The sequence below is a fragment of the Vibrio sp. HENC-03 genome (assembly GCF_000305755.2).
GTDB lineage: Bacteria > Pseudomonadota > Gammaproteobacteria > Enterobacterales > Vibrionaceae > Vibrio > Vibrio owensii.
On the sequence record NZ_JH976124.1, the window covers coordinates 492502 to 507545 of the forward strand.

A 15044-nucleotide genomic window follows, 5' to 3' on the forward strand; every position below is an offset into this window, starting at 1 on the left:
AACAAAGAGATGCAAAGAAACAAGGCGGGAGCTCAAAGTGGAATATCGCTACCTATGACTAAAAAGAGCGGCATCTTAGACAAAGCGATAAAAAAAGCCAAGTGCGTTTCTATTGGGGTAGAGAACAACACTTGGCTTGGTATGGGTTATCTTGATTGAGAATGACTTATTGAGTGTTTGCCGTCACTTTGAAGAAGCGCCCTTGTAATGATGACATCGGGATCTGGTATTGCCCGTTACTTGGTGTGATTTGTTGGTTAGTGATTAAATCCACCAGCGCTTGATTGCTGCCGAGTTGCGCTTCTGTCAGCACAATATTGCGGGCACTCTCAAGGGTATTCAAAGCAAATAAGACTTGGTCATCGCCAGATACTTTCAAGTCCACATAACTGCCATTGCTTGCTACCAAGTTAGTGCGACTGCCTTGATACAAAGCAGGATGATCAGCGCGCATCGTCATCAATGACTTAACATAGTTTTTAAGGTCAACTTGGTTAGCATCTAGGGTTGCCGTTACGCCTTCGATCTTGGCGCTGCTGCGAGCGACATGGTCATCACACACGCCACGAACCGCACACGTATTGTTGTCTTCTTTTGCGTCAAAACCATCAACTTGGTCACCGATTTCATCTCCATAATAGAGAGTGATTGGTCCGGTGTAAGCCGCTTGGAATGCAAACGCGGCTTTGTGACGTTGCCAGTATTCAGCATCGTTCACATCCGCTAATCCGCCTCGTTGCAACAAGTCACCAAAGCGAACTAAATCGTGATTGCCAATCATCAAGTTTGGCTGAGCATGAGATGGATATTGGTCGTGTGTTTGGTAGCCATTGTCTAACCAATCCACACCACGACCGCCGACACCGCTCTCATTGACAGCCAGTGTTTCCACCACGCGATAGCGCATTGGGAAATCGAATGCCGAGCACAGCGCAGGATCGTCAGCCGCGCCGTATGCGTCACTCGCGATTTCTGACTCGCCTTTCCAAATCTCAGCCACCATGTAACCCAGAGGATTCACTTGATCACCTTCTGCGTTGGTGTAAGTCACACTCTGTGAGGCTTCATCCACCGCTTTGCGGATTTGTGTCCATGCGTCGGTAGGAACTTGGTACGCTTGGTCTAAACGCCAACCATCAATTTTTAGCTCTTTGACCCAGTAAGTCGCGACTTCTTTATAGAAATCCAAGCTTGCTGGGTAGTCAACCGGATTGCTCGAACCAGAAGGTAATAAACCCGATGGAGACGGCTTAATCAGCCCTTCTTTGTGATGACCAAACACGCCATCAAAGAAAACATACAAGCCGCGTTTGTGTGCTTCATCAACTAAGGTTCTCGCCGTTTCTAAATCGCCAAAGCGAGGATCAATCTTAAAATAGTCCGTAGCAAAGTAGCCCGTTGCATCCAAACGGTCGGCCCAATGATCTTGTCCATCAATGGCTTCCGATTCAAAAACTGGCGTCAACCAAATCGCATTCATGCCCAAGTCTTGGATGTAATCGAGCGAATCAATAATCCCTTGAAGATCACCGTTATGATGGCTGGTGCCGTAACCTGTGCCATGGCCAATATTCGAATCGCCATCAACAAAGCTCTCAACCATGATTTGATAGGTGCGAAGTTGGTTGCTTTGCTCCATTACATTCGCTTGGCAAGCATAACTTGCATCAGGAAGTGGCGTGCTGCCATTATCGCTTCCACCAGAGGAATTACACGCGGATAAAACACCAACCACACTCAAGGCTAAAAGCGATTGGCCAAATAGTTTTTTATATCGTACGTTGCGCATTAAACTCTCCCAAATAAAATTAACCCCAACATGTTTCCCATGCAGGGGTTAATAAATAAAAAATAAATTTTAAATAACTGAATGGAATATTATTGGCACTTATTAACCATTATGTGAAGTGGCTTACCTTTTCCTTCAAATTGAAGGCTCCAAACGTATTTTCCATCTTCTTTAATATCAACCGCAGTATCTGTGCCGTAACCACCAAATGTTAATGGTGTTAATTCACCGACATTCATTCGATTACCTTTCGCGGTAAATTGTGGGAACCACAACTCAGTCGCGTACTGCATTTTGAAAGAGCCTGCTTTTTCTTGCGTCACAACTTGATAGAAGTTATTGCCTTTGTAAGTGTATTTACGTTGAGGTACATGTTTCCAATCTGAATCAGCAAACGTACCGACAACAAACAGAGGTTTAGAAATTGGGCCTTTCGCCGTGCTATCTGGGTTGTCACAAGCCGCCATGAAAGCAACGACTTCGTCTTGAGACAGATTAACAATAGGTTCAGCAGCACCTTCTGGTTCTGCTGTCGATTGACAACCAGCAAGAGCAACAAGTAAGGCAGCAGCAAGTGAAGTTTTCATCATGTTCATTTTCACGTTAATTCCTTTTTAATATTCCAAAGTAAATACAAACTCACCAATCTGGATAAAGTTAATATTTAAAAAGAACAAAATACCAAACTAGTGATAAAGAATATTATTCTCTATCTTGCTGAGCCAGATTACTTTGAGAGGTTTAATTATTTCCTAATCGATGACGAGTAAGGTTAGGAACACACTTTAATTATTGATCTGTTAAATATGAAAAACAAAGTAAAACAAATAAATTTGTGAATAAGCTAACTATATGTAGGGGTGAGTTTTATCGTTCTAAATGCAATTAAAAAGGCCAGCAAGTTGCTGGCCTTTTTTATTCGTTTATTTGGTATTTACTGCTTTAACAAATACTTCTTGTGCACCTTCGATGCCCAATTCTTTTGCTTCATCAAGCAGTGTTAGCGCTTTAGGAATATCGTCCGCGGCAACCGCTGCCTTGATAGAGCTGTGGTAGTAGCTGGTTAAATCCGTACCTTGAGGAATGTTGTCGTTTTTCGCAACAATCTTAGTATTCACGATGTCGTTCGCGGATACTGAAAAGCGGAACTGGCCAAGCGGGCTGTGTTTCGCTTGAGGGTCTGCAATATCTGGCGGCTGAGTGTGATTTGCCAGTGCGAAGGCTTTTGCAGGGTGAAGAACTTCAGAACTTCCTTTTAGATCAGCTGAAGTTGTGTAAACCAGTACATGCAAGTCATTACCTGTCATGTCTGGAATCACGTTCATTTCAAGTACGAATTTATCGTTGTCCAACAGTTTTGCTGGCTCGTACTTAAACTTTGAGAAATCTGCTTGGTAAATAGTTTCACCTGCCGTGTTCATGACAACGACGTTAGGTGCGTAAAACTCTAGATTTTTGTTTACGAAGGTCTCTAGTTTGATATCGAGACTGCCACGATTGCCTGGTAATGCGAACGCTGCAATTGCACCTGCACTATTACCATCTAGCAGCATCTGGCTTTTATCAGTCAAAGCGAACTCAGTAACCACAGGTACATCAACTGGTACCCATTGAATATCACCCGATTGCGTGATCACTTGTTGTTGACCTTTCGGGCTCATATCGACTTGTTCTACAGAAGTACATCCTGTAGCCAACATTCCCAACAGCACGGGAGCAAGCCATTTTTTCATTACCGTCTACCTCGACTCATTATTGTTTTTTGAAATAAATACAGCCAGATAAGTTTCTGGCTGTATCATTCTAGGACAATTTAGGACTTAGTGGCTAGATGATTACCACCAAGCTTCAGCTTGTACACCGAATTGGAATGTATCGTCTGAACGACCGCCGTCAAATGCGTTAGAGTTGTCGTCTTTATCTGCAGTTAGGTACGACGCGTAAACGCGGATTTCAGGACGAGCCCAGAAGCTAGAGCCAGCAGACCATGCTTGAGCAACAGTTAGTTTACCGAACTTGTTCTCTGCACCGTCGTTATCATCGATAGCGTAACCAGCTTCGAAGATAGTTTTGTGGTTGTCATCCCATTTGTACATTGGACGTACAACTACAGACATTGCTTCCCACTTGTCTTGGCCAGCCCACATGTCTTCACCAACACCGTATACTAACTGGTGACCCATTTCCCAGTTTTCGCCCATGCCGATTACACCCCAGTTGATTAGGCGGTAACCAGATGCGCCACTGTCAGCTTCTGCACCGTACCAGCTACCGTCGCCGTAGAATGCCATTGTTTTAGAGTAGCCTTCTGTACCGTACTGGAATACTGTTTTGTTGAAGCCTGAATCTAGACCTTGAGTCAATTCAGCAGTGAACATTACACCGTCTTCTGCATCTTTAGTGCTGTTTGGTGCGTCGTCAGTTTCGTTAACTAGAGCGTAGTTTAGACCTAGTTCTAGAGAGCCGTTTTCCCATACTGGAAGACCAGCGTAACGTACGTCTAGAGTGTTAACGTTTGCATCGCCGCCATCGTTACCTGGGTCAGCGATATCACCACGGTCGTTACGAACCCATGCAAAAGATACTTTACCTGGACCAGCTTCGATGCCTTCAACACCAGCGCCCGCGCCAGAGATGTTCCAGTAGTAGAAGTCAGAGATATGGATGTCGTGACGTTGGTAGTAACGCTTACCTGCCCATAGAGTTGCTTCTGGAGCAAAACCTAGAACGCCTTTAGCTTGAACGTTGAACTGACGTAGAGCGAATTGAGCGTCGTCAGTACAGCTTACTGCATCACCAGCGTCGTTTAGGCCACAGTTAGTTGCAGTGCTTTCCCAGTCGTTAGAACCGTTAGAAGTCATTGCAATCATAGAGTCTACGTAGAACGTTTTACCGTTGTTGTTGTAAACTTCTTTACCTAATTGGATTTCCCCGTAGATGTCGCCTTCGTTACCTAGACGACCAATTTTGTTCTTTTCGAACGTTAGTTGTTGGCCACCGTCAGCGCTTACGCCAACACCAGCACGCATGTAACCATGAAAGTCCACTGCGAAAGCAGAACCAGCAGCTAAAGTTGCAGCAACAGCAGCAGCAATTACACTTACTTTTTTCATTCTTAACTCCATTAAGGGTATTTATAATTCTGTCTTCCCTGCTCACTCTTTTAGATACATATAGGCAGTAAAAATGCACCTAAAGAAAGAGAGGTAAGATGGGAACAAGTCCCCGTTTGTTTCAACAGTCTGCAGATTACCCAAGGAGTACAAGGATGACTTCCTCCGCCCCAAACTAATTTAGGGGGGATGAGAAGGGATGAGAAAATATACCGAATGGTGTTTTTTCGAGTTAGATCACCAATCTAGGGAGGAATTAGTAAGTTTCTTCAGTTTATGGCCGCTACAAAGTGATAGCCATTTCATATTTTTGTCAAAAATAGGTCGTAGAAAGTAATTTAATTACAGTGATAATTTTCGATATAAGGTGGTTGACCTTAGTAAGACAAAGTTTTTTACTTATAGTTTCTTAAAGGTAGCAATAAAATTAAAAAAAGATTCGCTGATGACACAACTTCACTCTCGCCCATACCCACTCGGCGCAACTGTAAATAAAGAAGGTTGTAACTTCTCTATTCATGCTCCGAGTAGTAAAGACATTCAACTTGCGCTATTTGCGGAAGACGGTAGCTACAAGCTGCACGACTTACCAGGCGAATATGCAGGCATTCGCCATACTTTTATCCCTGACATCAAACCGGGGCAAAAGTATGGCTATGTAGTGACGCATAAAGACGAACCTTTGCTGATCTCCGATCCCTATGCAAAGTCGATTGATAAAGCCCTTCACTACCAGCCTCCATTTTCTCCTGCAAAAAGCTTCGATATGCCAAAGTGTGTCGTCATAGAAGACAACTTTGATTGGCAAGACACAGATCATCCTCGCATACCACGGGAAGAGATGGTGTTGTTTGAAACTCATGTTAAAGGGCTCACTCAGCAGAACCCTGAAGTTCCAAGCGATACAAAAGGCCGTTATTTAGGTTTGTCTTCACCTGAAATGTTGGCATTCTACAAACAGCAAAACATTAATACGTTGCAATTGCTACCTGTCGCAGCGTGTATGCATGAACCGCATTTGCTTAAGATGGATAAAGTGAACTACTGGGGTTACAACCCATACTTGTTCATGGTGCCGGACCCTCGCTATGCAGAAAAAGACGCGGTGACGGAACTCAAAACCACAATCCGCGAGCTGCATAAACACGGCATCGAAGTGATCCTTGATGTGGTGTATAACCACACGGCGGAAGGCGGCGAAGGCTCAACGATCTTCAACCTAAAAGCGCTCGACTCACGTTTCTACATCAAACACGGTCAGAACTTCGCGAACTTTACTGGTTGTGGCAACACAGTCGACTTAACTTACCAGCCAGCACTGAATCTCGTTATGGATACGCTGCGATACTGGGTGAGCGAATTTAAAGTCGATGGCTTCCGTTTTGACTTGGCAGCAACACTCGGTCGCCAAGGCGATGATTACAATCCAGAAGCAGCGTTCTTTAAAGCCGTCGCGCAAGACCCTATTCTTCGCGAAACCAAATTGATCGCTGAACCTTGGGATATCGGCCCTAACGGTTACCAAGTGGGTAACTTCCCATTTGGTTGGAACGAGTGTAACGATAAACTTCGCGACATCTCCCGCAGCTTCTGGCGCGGTGACCAAGGCTACCTAAAAGAATTTGCGACTCGTTTGATGGGCTCTCGTGATATCTACAGCGCAGCAAACTGGCCTTACAAACTCACGGTCAACTACATCACGTATCACGATGGTTTCACCTTGCAAGATTTGGTGTCTTACAAACAGAAGCACAATGAAGCGAACGGTGAAGAAAACCGCGACGGCCACGGCGATAACCGCTCTGAAAACTATGGCGTAGAAGGCGAAACCGAAAACCTGATGATCATCGCCACGCGTGAAAAACAAAAGCGCAACTTAATGGCGAGCTTGTTGTTTGCATTTGGTATCCCTCATATCCTAACCGCGGATGTGTTGTCGCACACGCAAGGCGGTAACAACAATGCTTACTGTCAGGATAACGAAACCAGCTGGCTAGATTGGTCGAGCACAGAACGCAAACAGCACTTCAAAGTGTGGATGTCACAAATGGTTGCTAATCGTAATCAGTATATGGTGCCATTCATTCGAGCGTTCAGTGGTGAGAATCGCAATAACAACCGTATCTTCTGGCGTCGTATTGATGGCAGCTTGATGGAGCACGATGATTGGAACCGTTTAAGCTCTGTAGCGCTACATTTAGGCATCGGCAAGGAAGGACAAGAGTTGGTGTACCTGATCAACCAAACCAACGCACCTGCGCGATTTAAGCTACCAAATGAGCGTGGTCAAGAGTGGGTGACCGTGTGTGATACCAATGTGCGTAATCTCAATCCTGGTCATGCGGAAGGCGAAGTGTTGCTTTCTCCTACGTCGATGGCAATTTTGCATTATCAACCAGAGTAAGAACCTTACCTGACAAAAGCGAAGCGTATTCCTACAAGAACTGACAACCCCAGCCATGCGCTGGGTTTGTTTTTCAACGTTTCGAATACATAAACAGCAATCAGCTCAAATAGCACACCATACGCATTGATGCACAGGTGAAACTAATCTAATATTGCTAGCCAAATCACATTTATAATATATACAACGTTATTTGGCATATGGCTTTACCTAAATTCTTAATCCGCATTCTGCGGCCTTACCTGCTTTTACTCGCAGGTTTCATGGTCTACCTGGCTTATGCTCAGTTAGTCGATTCCGAGTCGATGGTCTATCGGCAATCACAGACCAATATCATCACTGCAGAACGGTTGATCCACTCCCAAATCGAAGCGGCTTTCAGCAAATTCTATCTTCTAGAGACCGCATTAAAAGCAAGCAAACAAGACCTCAATGATCCTGACTTCCGTGAACTAAGCCAAGGCATCATCGACTATTCCCCGCAATACTCCAATATCCTCTATACCACATCCAACAACAGCGTCGCTTATGGCCTATCTGGTCAAATCAAACAAGCAGACACCAGCGCAATTCAATGGCATAAACTGGATACTGTCAGCGATAAATTCTCTATCTCTTCGCTGTACCAAAACCCGCAACAACGCTGGGTATTCGCCATCAAACACGTCAATCCAAATCTAAAATACCAACTTTGGCTTGAGTTCGATCTTCTTCATACCACTCAACAATTGCGTGGTCTGAAAACATTGAATAAAGGTTATGTGTTTGTCGTAGACAGAGATACAGAACGCTTGGTATTCCATCCAGATCCAAGCCGCATCGGTGACTCTTCAGTGAGTTATCATGGCGGTATCAGCGATAAAGTTGCATCGGGCTTACTGTTCGGTAAACACGAATACTATTACCAAGATAACTTTAAGATTTCAGTCTTCGATGCAGACAACGGCTTAAACTGGGTGTTTGTCGCAGGAACAGACCGTGCCGATATCCTCAACAGCAGTTATCCGTTCACGCTAACGGCCGGTGTCATCGCCTCTCTACTCGCACTCGCCATCGGAATCAATTACCTCACTTACCAACTGCATTTGTCTTTAGCACGCCTAAATGGCACGGAGAGCGTTGGTGAGTTCAAAACCCAACTCAAGCATGTCTTGGATCGCTTTTGCTACCACAGAGGCATACAGTTCTGTTTATACGACAGCTTGAATTACAGCTTTTACACCCTCGATTATCACGGCAATAAAAAGCTGGTGTTAACTGACGCGGAACTCGCGGCGCGTTTTTCTCATAGCGCTTTAACTTACAGAACGAAGAAGTACGGCGACGAGCTGACGAAAAAGCTCAAGATCAACAGTAACCACTACTGCATTCCATTGTTTGATGGACGGGAGCTGCTTGGAGTGACTTACGTCAGTTGCCGATTCCCAACCTACAAATGCGTGCTGAGCTTGATTCAGAACTACGCCCAAGTGGCGTTGTCAAACCTCAAATTGCATGACCGCTTGCGCCATCAAGATCCAATGACGCAACTCGAAAACAAAGCGTGTTTAGCAGCAAAAGTGTCGAGAGAGCTTCATTCTGAGAACCGTTTTATCGCGATGGTCGACATTGATAACTTCAAATACATCAACGATAAATACGGCCACCCAGTCGGTGATTTAGTCATCCAAAAAACCGCAGAAGTGATGCGAGATTACTTCCCTAAACCAAAAGGGATTTGTTTAGCACGTTATGGTGGTGAAGAGTTTGCCATCATGTTCCAAGCCAATGACGAGTTTGATGCTAAACATCAGCTTGATAACTTCCTAACCGCGCTGCAAAGAAGCCATCTCACGTTGGGTTGTGGCGATGTGCGATTTACGGCAAGTGTTGGGTTTACGCCATTAGAAACCAGCTATCACCATGTAGTGGAGCAAGCTGACAAAGCACTTTATCAAGCAAAAAGATTGGGCAAGAATCGCGTCTGCCACCTCAAAGCGGCATAGCGAATTTCTTACGAAAGAAGACAAAGCCAGAGCAGATATCACTCTGGCTTTTTTTATTTCTATTACAGTCAGTTAAGTCACAAGATCTGACACGACACTTCCCTCTTTCCCCGTCTTTTAAGCGACTCAAATTCTGCCCCCCACACCCTCTCGTTAATCAGTTCTGAACAGGTGTTTATTTTTCTTTGATTTAACTTAACGGCTCTCATCAATAACCTTAAATGCATCAGGGGATTGCACGAAGCCAATTGAAAATGAAAGAACTGGACGATTACGTAGAGCAGATAAATTTAGACCTGACTAGCGAGATGTTAGAAGAGCTAGGTTGGGTCAGCGATAACGTCCATCAGGTTCTTTATTGGGTTATTGCCGCCATCCTATTCGTTGTATTGATTTGGGGTATTTTCTCATGAAGGCATCCAATCCATCTTATGGTCAGGTTTATTTGGTTGGAGCAGGCACAGGCGATGCGTCGCTGCTTACCATTAAAGCATTTCGTCTGCTTAATCGCGTTGATGTCGTGCTTTATGACCATCTGGTTTCGGAAGAAGTCTTGGACGTCATCCCACGAAAAACCCTAAAAATCTGCGTGGGTAAACACTACGGTAAGTGTTCGCAAACGCAGGCAGAAATCAACGAAATGATGAAGGGCTACGCAATCACAGGTCTTACGGTATGTCGCTTAAAAGCGGGCGACCCGTTTGTATTTGGTCGAGGCGGTGAGGAAGCGACCTATTTAACACAGCAAGGCATCAACTATGAGGTTGTACCGGGTGTAACTGCGGCACTTGGATGCTGCGCTTACGCGGGGATACCGGTCACTCATAGACAAGTTTCGAGGGGTGTAACCTTGGTAACGGGACGAAACTGTAATGATGCTAGCGAACCGAATTGGAGCGCACTTGCCGCCATCGACCACACCCTAATTTTCTACATGGGGCTACACAAAGCAGAAGCGATCGCAGACAACCTCATTGCTCACGGTCTCGCGCCAGATGCACCTTGCGCCATCGTCAGCAATGGGACAAGAGAGAATCAAAACAAGATCGTCACTACCTTAGCCGGACTGTATGAAACCTGCAAAACGCAAAAACCACCACTGCCAGCAATCATAGTGGTTGGAGACGTGGTTTCCCTCTCGCAGTCACTGGAATGGTTTGAGTCCACCGCCGAGCCCTGTTTAGAACGCACGATTCATTAGTTTTTGAAAATAACGAGATAGAACAATGCCTAAGTTTTTAACTACTCAGCAAATGGGTTCGGCGATCGAAGCGTTACGTCAGAGCTATAAGGTGATGGCGCCCGTCTATGAAGAATACGCAGGTCGTTTTGCCCATACCCCAAATTTGGATTACCAAGAATTAGAACGTTACGACCAACTGGAGTGGAAAGAGAAAAGCCATTTCTCACCCAAAGAAATCGTCTTCCCAATTACCGAAACCCTGTTTTGGTTTAACGCCGACGAGTTGCGAGAATCCAGCGTCGATGCGCGTCCTGTGTTTCTGTTTCTCAGAGCTTGTGACATCAATGCGCTCAAAAGCCTTGATTACATGTTTTTAGAAAACGGCGGTCACGAAGACTTCTACTACAAACGTCTGCGCCAGAAACTCAAACTCGTACTGATTGAATGCAGCGAAAGTTTCGAAAACTGCTTTTGTGTCTCTATGGGGACCAACAAAACCGATAACTTCGCCGCTTCAGTGCAATTTAGTGATCACGGCGCCATTGTCACTATTAAAGATCCAGAGCTGACACCGTACTTTTCACAAGGCAAAGACGTTGAACACAGCGTCAGCTTCGTCAAGTCCAATCCAGTCAAAGTGCGTACGCCAGATTCAGTTTGCGATGACCCAACGAAAATACGTGAAGTGTTACTCGGTCATCCAGTGTGGTCAGAATACGATTCACGCTGCATTGGTTGCGGTCGCTGCACTTCCTCATGCCCGACTTGCGCCTGCTTCAACGTGTTTGATGTGGTTTATAACCAAGAAGCCAAAGTGGGTGAACGTCGCCGCCAACACGCCAGTTGCATGATTGATGGCTTCTCGGATATGGCTGGCGGTCACAGCTTTCGCCATAAAACCGGAGAGCGCTTACGTTATCGCGCCTTGCATAAGGTCAACGATTTTAAGTCTCGCCAAGGCGAACACCATATGTGTGTTGGATGCGGACGCTGCGACGACCGATGCCCTCACTACATCTCATTTAGCAACATCATCAACAAGATGACATCGATTGTAGAGGAGGCGCTCTAATGTGCGATTGTGAAAACAAAATGCTGCCGCAAAGCTACCCGATTATTCATATCGAAAAGCACACAGAACTGGAATGGAATTTTCGCGTTGCGTGTGACTTTCCAGTGCATTACGGACAATTTGTCGAAGTGGGTTTATCCCTTGTGGGCGAAGCACCTATTTCAGTCTCCGATTACGGCTTAGGTTACGTCGACTTGCTGATACGTAATGTAGGCAAGGTAACCAGCGAGCTGTTCCAATTAAACGCCAGTGATCGCGTGATGATGCGCGGCGCAATGGGCAATGGCTACCCGATGGAAGCATACCAAGATAAACACCTCATCGTGGTCGCGGGCGGCACTGGCGTTGCTCCGGTTAAAGGGCTGATTAACTACTTTCACAACAACCCAAGTGATGTGAAGAAGATGTCTTTGATCCTCGGATTCAAAAACCAAGATGCCGTGTTGTACAAAAACGACTTGCTGAATTGGTCTTACTCCAATCACGTCATCACCACCTTGGATGACGGTGGCGACGAACACTTCTATGAGAGCGGCTTAGTCACCGAGCACATCAGCAAGCTTGACCTCTCTGACAAAGAGAACATCCGCGTCATCGTTGTGGGCCCACCGATCATGATTAAGTTCGTCGTGCAGGACTTCTTATCCAGAGGCATTCAAGAAGATCAGATTTGGGTCGACTACGAACGCAGAATGGCCTGCTCAGTGGGTAAATGCGGTCACTGCCGAATTGGTGACAAATACGTGTGCTTGGATGGTCCGGTTTTCCGTTATGACCACGCCAGAACCATGATCGATTAGGAGGGAATCACAATGACGATGGACGTAGATATCATCAAAATGCGCGCCAATGGCGATTACCGCCTATCGAAAGTTCGCGGCGAGTGCATGATCAGCGTGCGCATTCCAGGTGGCATTATGCCCGCATACTTACTCGGTGCTGCGCAAGAGATCGCCGAAAAATGGGGCAATAGTGTCATTCACCTCACCACACGACAAAAACTGGCGATGCCCGGCATTCGTTATGAAGACATTCCAGAGGTCAACAAAGCACTTGAGCCTTTCATCAAAGACATCACCGTCGATACGTGCGGCATTGATGTCGAAGACACTCAAGCAGGTTATCAGTCAATTGGTGGACGTAATATCGTCGCGTGTCAGGGCAGTCGAATCTGCCAGAAAGCCAATACTGATACCACCGGCTTGGCACAACGAATGGAGCGTCACGTTTACCCAAGTAAATACCATTTAAAAATGGTCATGGCAGGCTGTCCGAACGATTGTGCCAAAGCCAATATGGCGGATTTCGGCATCTTAGGTATCGCCAAGATTAATTTCGAAAGCCATCGCTGTATTGGTTGTGGCGCCTGTGTCAAAGCTTGTGCGCACCACGCAGTAGATTGCTTGTCACTCAAAGACGGTAAAGCGGTGAAGGAAGAAAGCAAATGCATTGGCTGCGGTGAATGTGTGCTTGCTTGTCCGACACTTGCTTGGCGTCGAGATCCAAAACAATTCTATATGGTCAAACTGGGCGGTCGAACTTCGAAGAAGACCCCTCGCGTTGGCAAGATGTTCCTCAATTGGGTAACGGAAGACGTCCTACACCCTGTCATCGACAATCTGTTCGAATTTGAAAAAGAGATGTTGGGCGGTAAGCCGATTTACCTCCACATGGGACATCTGATTGATAAAGGCGGCTACTTGCGTTTTAGAGAGCGCGTCTTAGATGGCGTTAGCCTGAATCCGGAAGCCAAAGTCGCCGAACGTATGTATTGGGCAGAAGATGAATACGTAGCGAACATGCACGTGAAATAGGCATAGTATGAACAAACTAGAAGAAATGTTTAAAGAGGCGTTAGCCCCAGCAGGTATCACCATCAATGGTTCTAAACCGTGGGATATCCAAGTGTTTAACCCAAAAGTGTATGAGCTTGTGATGCAGTCAGGCTCCTTGGGTTTAGGGGAAGCGTACATGTCCAAGATGTGGGATTGCAGCCGCTTGGATCAGTTCTTTGAACGCGTACTTTTAAACGATATTGAAGGCAAACTAGGACTGGCTGAAAAGCTCAAGTTCGCCTCTTCCGCTGCGAAGTTAAAACTGAAAAGCTGGGTTAACCCACAAAGCATTGAGCGTTGTAAATTCGATGTACCGCACCATTACGACATCGGCAATAAGCTTTACCAAAAGATGCTCGATTCACGCATGACCTACACCTGCGGATATTGGAACCGAGCTGCGACGTTAGACGAAGCGCAAGAACATAAAATGGATTTGATTTGTCGTAAGCTCGACCTACAACCGGGAATGCGTATCCTCGATATTGGCTGTGGTTGGGGCAGCTTTATGATTTACGCAGCGAAGAAGTATGGCGTAATTTGCGATGGTCTGACTCTATCCAAAGAACAGAAGAAGCTCGGCAGCAAACTGGCAATAGAAAATGGCGTAGTCGCAAACTTCATTTTGAAGGACTACCGCGAGTTCAAGCCCACCGTGCAATACGATCGCCTAGTGTCGATTGGTATGATTGAACACGTGGGACCGAAGAACTACGCAGAATACTTCGAGTGCGCAGAGCGCTTCATGAAAGACGATGGCGTGTTCTTGCTACACACCATTGGTTCACACCACAGCACTACCGCATCGGACCCGTGGATCTCGAAATACATCTTCCCAAATGGCGTTATTCCATCGATGAAGAACCTCGCAGAGGCGATGGAAGATCGATTCAACATCGAAGATGTGCACAACTTCGGTGAAGACTACGACAAAACCCTGATGTGCTGGTTCTCCAACTTCCAAAACTCGTGGAATCAAATCAAAGGCGATTACAGTGAAGATTTCTACCGTATGTGGAAATACTACTTACTCAGCTGTGCTGGCGCCTTTCGCTCACGAGATTTGAGTTTATGGCAGCTCGCCCTAACTAAGATTGGCCGCCGCCGACCACTGACCGTACGTTCCATGTAAGCAATCTGCCTCCAGATTGTGTTTTGAGCACCTTCGTTTGGCTCCTAGCCAGAATGGGCGGTTTCATTCTGGCTTTTTTTATACCCAAGTGACTTCAATGTGAAAGATTCAAAACTTTGTCATTAGCGAGAGGTTACTTGGGTATATACCCAAGTGACTTCAAGATGCAGGATTCAGAGCGTTGTCATTGATTCGAGAACAAGGAAAACAACGCAGCGTAATAGCCAGCTCTTTCCAAGTTGTTTGACGCAGCAATCGAGTCAATGACACGCTCCCAAAGGGCGAGCTGCCTTGGCTTGTATACTTTGTTGCCGATTCTTGATTTAGACCCACTAGACCTTTAAATCGCCGCCGCGTCTACAAACCAAGTCATTCTCGCTGAACCTAGCATCTCGAGGTTACTTGGGTATATTACAAGAGTTTACGCTTTCATTCGTAAATACAATTCAATGTTTACTTAATTACACTTAATTTAACGAAAATATATTTTCTAGAAAGAAACAAAGAAAATAATTTTAGTTAACTTTTAAT

The 15044-nt window shown here is 45.6% G+C and carries 12 protein-coding genes; 8 read left to right on the top strand and 4 right to left on the bottom strand.

Going from position 1 to position 15044, the window contains the following annotated elements:
* Window positions 1–166 precede the first annotated feature (166 nt).
* The 4 genes from VCHENC03_RS10210 to VCHENC03_RS10195 form a co-directional block, all read right to left on the bottom strand.
* Entirely contained in the window at window positions 167–1789 is a 1623-nt protein-coding gene (locus tag VCHENC03_RS10210) for an alpha-amylase family glycosyl hydrolase (protein WP_009706532.1), read from the bottom strand.
* An 89-nt stretch (window positions 1790–1878) separates the two neighbouring features.
* A complete protein-coding gene (locus VCHENC03_RS10205; RefSeq protein WP_009706533.1) occupies window positions 1879–2385 on the bottom strand; it encodes a hypothetical protein in 507 nt (168 codons plus the stop codon).
* Between the two features lie 327 nt (window positions 2386–2712).
* Window positions 2713–3522: a MalM family protein gene (locus VCHENC03_RS10200; protein ID WP_009706534.1), complete on the bottom strand. Its 810-nt coding sequence runs from the start codon at window positions 3520–3522 to the stop codon at window positions 2713–2715.
* Window positions 3523–3624: 102 nt separating this feature from the next.
* Window positions 3625–4902 carry a maltoporin gene (locus VCHENC03_RS10195; protein WP_009706535.1) on the bottom strand — a complete coding sequence of 426 codons (1278 nt, stop codon included), beginning with the start codon at window positions 4900–4902 and terminating at the stop codon, window positions 3625–3627.
* Between the two features lie 445 nt (window positions 4903–5347).
* Between VCHENC03_RS10195 and glgX the strand changes: the two genes are divergently transcribed.
* The 8 genes from glgX (at window position 5348) to cfa (ending at window position 14513) form a co-directional block, all read left to right on the top strand.
* The gene (gene glgX / locus VCHENC03_RS10190) at window positions 5348–7306 is read left to right on the top strand and encodes a glycogen debranching protein GlgX (RefSeq protein WP_009706536.1); all 1959 of its coding nucleotides are present in this window, start codon (window positions 5348–5350) and stop codon (window positions 7304–7306) included.
* A gap of 263 nt (window positions 7307–7569) precedes the next feature.
* Window positions 7570–9291 (top strand): sensor domain-containing diguanylate cyclase, encoded by a 1722-nt coding sequence (locus VCHENC03_RS10185; protein WP_083481849.1) that lies wholly within the window; start codon window positions 7570–7572, stop codon window positions 9289–9291.
* Between the two features lie 254 nt (window positions 9292–9545).
* Window positions 9546–9704: a hypothetical protein gene (locus VCHENC03_RS27830; protein ID WP_009706538.1), complete on the top strand. Its 159-nt coding sequence runs from the start codon at window positions 9546–9548 to the stop codon at window positions 9702–9704.
* Entirely contained in the window at window positions 9701–10492 is a 792-nt protein-coding gene (gene cobA, locus VCHENC03_RS10175) for a uroporphyrinogen-III C-methyltransferase (protein ID WP_009706539.1), read from the top strand. The genes VCHENC03_RS27830 and cobA overlap by 4 nt, the downstream gene beginning before the upstream one ends.
* Window positions 10493–10517: 25 nt before the next feature.
* The gene (gene asrA / locus VCHENC03_RS10170) at window positions 10518–11546 is read left to right on the top strand and encodes an anaerobic sulfite reductase subunit AsrA (RefSeq protein WP_009706540.1); all 1029 of its coding nucleotides are present in this window, start codon (window positions 10518–10520) and stop codon (window positions 11544–11546) included.
* Entirely contained in the window at window positions 11546–12346 is an 801-nt protein-coding gene (gene asrB / locus VCHENC03_RS10165) for an anaerobic sulfite reductase subunit AsrB (protein ID WP_009706541.1), read from the top strand. Before asrA ends, asrB begins: the two co-directional genes overlap by 1 nt.
* A 12-nt stretch (window positions 12347–12358) precedes the next feature.
* Window positions 12359–13360 carry a sulfite reductase subunit C gene (gene asrC, locus VCHENC03_RS10160; protein ID WP_009706542.1) on the top strand — a complete coding sequence of 334 codons (1002 nt, stop codon included), beginning with the start codon at window positions 12359–12361 and terminating at the stop codon, window positions 13358–13360.
* A gap of 7 nt (window positions 13361–13367) precedes the next feature.
* Entirely contained in the window at window positions 13368–14513 is a 1146-nt protein-coding gene (cfa, locus tag VCHENC03_RS10155) for a cyclopropane fatty acyl phospholipid synthase (protein WP_009706543.1), read from the top strand.
* The last annotated feature ends 531 nt before the right edge of the window (window positions 14514–15044 follow it).

What these genes read in the sequence shown, in the direction of transcription:
- cobA (WP_009706539.1), top strand. Translation starts at nt 9,701, where the DNA reads ATGAAGGCATCCAATCCATCTTATGGTCAGGTTTATTTGGTTGGAGCA.
- VCHENC03_RS10195 (WP_009706535.1), bottom strand. Translation starts at nt 4,902, where the DNA reads ATGAAAAAAGTAAGTGTAATTGCTGCTGCTGTTGCTGCAACTTTAGCT.
- asrA (WP_009706540.1), top strand. Translation starts at nt 10,518, where the DNA reads ATGCCTAAGTTTTTAACTACTCAGCAAATGGGTTCGGCGATCGAAGCG.
- VCHENC03_RS10210 (WP_009706532.1), bottom strand. Translation starts at nt 1,789, where the DNA reads ATGCGCAACGTACGATATAAAAAACTATTTGGCCAATCGCTTTTAGCC.
- VCHENC03_RS27830 (WP_009706538.1), top strand. Translation starts at nt 9,546, where the DNA reads ATGAAAGAACTGGACGATTACGTAGAGCAGATAAATTTAGACCTGACT.
- asrB (WP_009706541.1), top strand. Translation starts at nt 11,546, where the DNA reads ATGTGCGATTGTGAAAACAAAATGCTGCCGCAAAGCTACCCGATTATT.
- asrC (WP_009706542.1), top strand. Translation starts at nt 12,359, where the DNA reads ATGACGATGGACGTAGATATCATCAAAATGCGCGCCAATGGCGATTAC.
- glgX (WP_009706536.1), top strand. Translation starts at nt 5,348, where the DNA reads ATGACACAACTTCACTCTCGCCCATACCCACTCGGCGCAACTGTAAAT.
- VCHENC03_RS10200 (WP_009706534.1), bottom strand. Translation starts at nt 3,522, where the DNA reads ATGAAAAAATGGCTTGCTCCCGTGCTGTTGGGAATGTTGGCTACAGGA.
- VCHENC03_RS10205 (WP_009706533.1), bottom strand. Translation starts at nt 2,385, where the DNA reads ATGAACATGATGAAAACTTCACTTGCTGCTGCCTTACTTGTTGCTCTT.
- VCHENC03_RS10185 (WP_083481849.1), top strand. Translation starts at nt 7,570, where the DNA reads ATGGTCTACCTGGCTTATGCTCAGTTAGTCGATTCCGAGTCGATGGTC.
- cfa (WP_009706543.1), top strand. Translation starts at nt 13,368, where the DNA reads ATGAACAAACTAGAAGAAATGTTTAAAGAGGCGTTAGCCCCAGCAGGT.